A 2,724-nucleotide genomic window follows, 5' to 3' on the forward strand; every position below is an offset into this window, starting at 1 on the left:
TGCTCGAAGAGTTCCTCTAAAACTAACACCCCCCCCCCCCTCCCCTCTGGGATCCTGTGCGGGGGGGGGGGGGACCCCCCCCCCCCCCCCCCCCCCCGCCCCTCCCCCCCCCCCAGGGCGCCGGGGCCGACCCGGCGGGGGTCCCGCCCGGTCGGCCGTTCTGAACAGGCCACCGCGCCGCGCTGCTCGTAGGCTCGGAGCATGTCAGAGGTGTATGCGGACCGCCGTGTACGGCTGCGCGATCGGTGCGCGGCCGCGGGCAGCCCGGCGGCCCTGGTCTCCCGCCCCGCCAACGTCCGCTATCTCGCGGGCGGTTCGCCCCCGGGGGCGGTCCTCCTCGTCGGGCCCGAGCCCGACACGGACGTGCTGCTCTGCCCGGTCGCGCCCACCGGCGAACCGGCCGACGGGCGGCTCGACGAACTCCTCCGCCGGCAGGTCCTGCCCGCGGGCGGCGGAGATCCGGCCGTCGCCGCGGTCGACCTCGCGCGCCGGGCGGGCGCCGACGCGCTGGCGGTCGAGGAGCACGATCTGACCGTGGCCCGGCACCGGGCCATGGGCACCGTCGCGCCCGGCCTGCGGCTCGCCGACCTCGCGTGCGCCGTGGAGCAGCTGAGGATCGTCAAGGACGAGGACGAGATCGCCTGTCTCCGGATCGCCGCCGAGATCGCCGACCAGGCGCTCGGCGAGCTCCTGGAGTCGATCCTGGTGGGGCGGACCGAGCGGCACCTCGCCCTGGAGCTGGAGCGGCGGCTCGTCGACCACGGCGCCGACGGGGCGGCCTTCCCGACCTCGGTGGGGACCGGCCCGCACTCCGGTCGCCGGGGCCACCGGCCCTCCGACCGCCGGGTCGAGGAGGGTGATTTCCTCTCCGTCTGCCTGGGCGCCGACTATCGCGGCTACCGCTGCGAGATCGGCCGCACCTTCGTCATCGGGACGACGCCGGCGGACTGGCAGATCGAGCTGTACGAGCTCGTCTTCGCCGCTCAGCGGGCCGGGCGGGAGTCTCTTGCACCGGGCGCCGAGTACCGGGACGTGGACCGGGCGGCCCGCCAGATTCTGGACTCGGCGGGGCACGGAGAGGCCGCCGTACCCCTCACCGGGCACGGGGTGGGGCTCGAAATCGACGAGGACCCGCAGCTCTCACCCTCGGCCATGGGTAAACTGGACGCTTGTGTGCCGGTCACCGTCGAACCGGGGGTTCACCTCCCGGGCCGGGGCGGGGTCCGGATCGATGACACGCTCGTCGTGCGCCAGGAGGCGGACGGCGGACCCGAGCTACTCACCATCACGACCAAGGAGCTGCTCGCGCTGTAGGGCGCGCGTACGTCTCCGCGGTCCCACGTCAGTCCAGGAGATTCCGCAACCGTGGCTTCCACGAACGACCTCAAGAACGGCATGGTGCTCAAGCTCGACGGGGGCCAGCTCTGGTCCGTCGTCGAGTTCCAGCACGTCAAGCCCGGCAAGGGCCCGGCCTTCGTGCGCACCAAGCTCAAGAGCGTGCTCTCCGGCAAGGTCGTCGACAAGACGTTCAACGCCGGCACCAAGGTCGAGACGGCCACCATCGACCGCCGCGACATGCAGTTCTCCTACATGGACGGCGATTACTTCGTCTTCATGGACGAGGAGACCTACGACCAGCTGATGGTCGACCGCAAGTCGGTCGGCGACGCCGCCAACTTCCTGATCGAGGGCTTCACCGCCTCGGTCGCGCAGCACGAGGGCGAGGTGCTCTACGTCGAGCTCCCGGCCGCCGTCGAGCTGGTCATCAAGCACACCGACCCGGGCGTCCAGGGCGACCGCTCCACCGGCGGCACCAAGCCCGCCACGCTGGAGACCGGCCACGAGATCCAGGTCCCGCTCTTCATCACCACCGGCGAGAAGGTCAAGGTCGACACCCGCACCAGCGACTACCTCGGCCGGGTGAACAAGTAACCGTGGCCGCTCGGAGCAAGGCCCGCAAGCGCGCCTTCCAGATCCTCTTCGAGGCGGACCAGCGTGGTGCCTCCGTCCAGGAGGTTCTCGCGGACCAGGTCCGGCACGCGCGGTCGGACGACCGCCAGCCGCCGGTGAACGACTTCACCATGCAGCTGGTCGAGGGCTACGCGTCCCACGTGGCTCGGATCGACGAGCTCATCGCGACCTACGCGGTGGACTGGGACCTCGACCGGATGCCGGTCGCCGACCGGAACATCGTGCGCCTCGGTGCGTACGAGCTGATCTGGGAGGACGGCACGCCGGACGCGGTCGCCATCGACGAGGCGGTGCAGCTCGCCAAGGAGTTCTCCACGGACGAGTCCCCGACCTTCGTCAACGGTCTGCTGGCGCGCTTCAAGGACTTGAAGCCGCGTCTGCGCCGGGACGCGGACGTCTGAGCCCTCGGGGCCTGTCTGACGTCACCGGCAGTCGAAGGGGCCCGCAGCACTCGTGCTGCGGGCCCCTTCGGCGTATCCCCGGCCCCTTGTTCGCGAGGGCGAAACGGCGGGGTCGCGACGTCGGGGGCGGCGGGGGTCGCGACGGCGAAAGCGGCGGGGTCGCGACGGCGGGAGGCACCGGGGTTCACGAGGGTGAAAAGCAGCGGGGCCGGGGGGGGGGGGGGGGGGGGGGGGGGGGGGGGGGGGGGGGGGGGGGGGGGGGGGGGGGGGGGGGGGGGGGGGTGTGGGGGGGGGGGGGGGGGGGGGGGGGGGGGGGGGGGGGGGGGGGTGGGCGCCCCCCCCCCCCCCCCCG

General features: G+C 73.3%; 3 protein-coding genes. All 3 read left to right on the forward strand.

Going from position 1 to position 2,724, the window contains the following annotated elements; genetic code table 11:
- The first annotated feature begins 201 nt into the window (after positions 1 to 201).
- Genes ACZ4XX_RS28665 through nusB form a run of 3 tightly spaced genes read left to right on the forward strand, consistent with a single transcriptional unit; the run spans position 202 to position 2,372 of the window.
- Entirely contained in the window at positions 202 to 1,314 is a 1,113-nt protein-coding gene (locus ACZ4XX_RS28665; RefSeq protein ID WP_468510763.1) for an aminopeptidase P family protein, read from the forward strand.
- A 51-nt stretch (positions 1,315 to 1,365) separates the two neighbouring features.
- Complete coding sequence (gene efp / locus ACZ4XX_RS28670) at positions 1,366 to 1,932, forward strand: elongation factor P (RefSeq protein WP_266889643.1); 567 nt, start codon at positions 1,366 to 1,368, stop codon at positions 1,930 to 1,932.
- A 2-nt stretch (positions 1,933 to 1,934) separates the two neighbouring features.
- On the forward strand, positions 1,935 to 2,372 hold the full coding sequence (nusB, locus tag ACZ4XX_RS28675) for a transcription antitermination factor NusB (protein ID WP_030316299.1): 438 nt from the start codon (positions 1,935 to 1,937) through the stop codon (positions 2,370 to 2,372).
- The last annotated feature ends 352 nt before the right edge of the window (positions 2,373 to 2,724 follow it).

This window comes from Streptomyces sp. NPDC029956, from assembly GCF_055574655.1.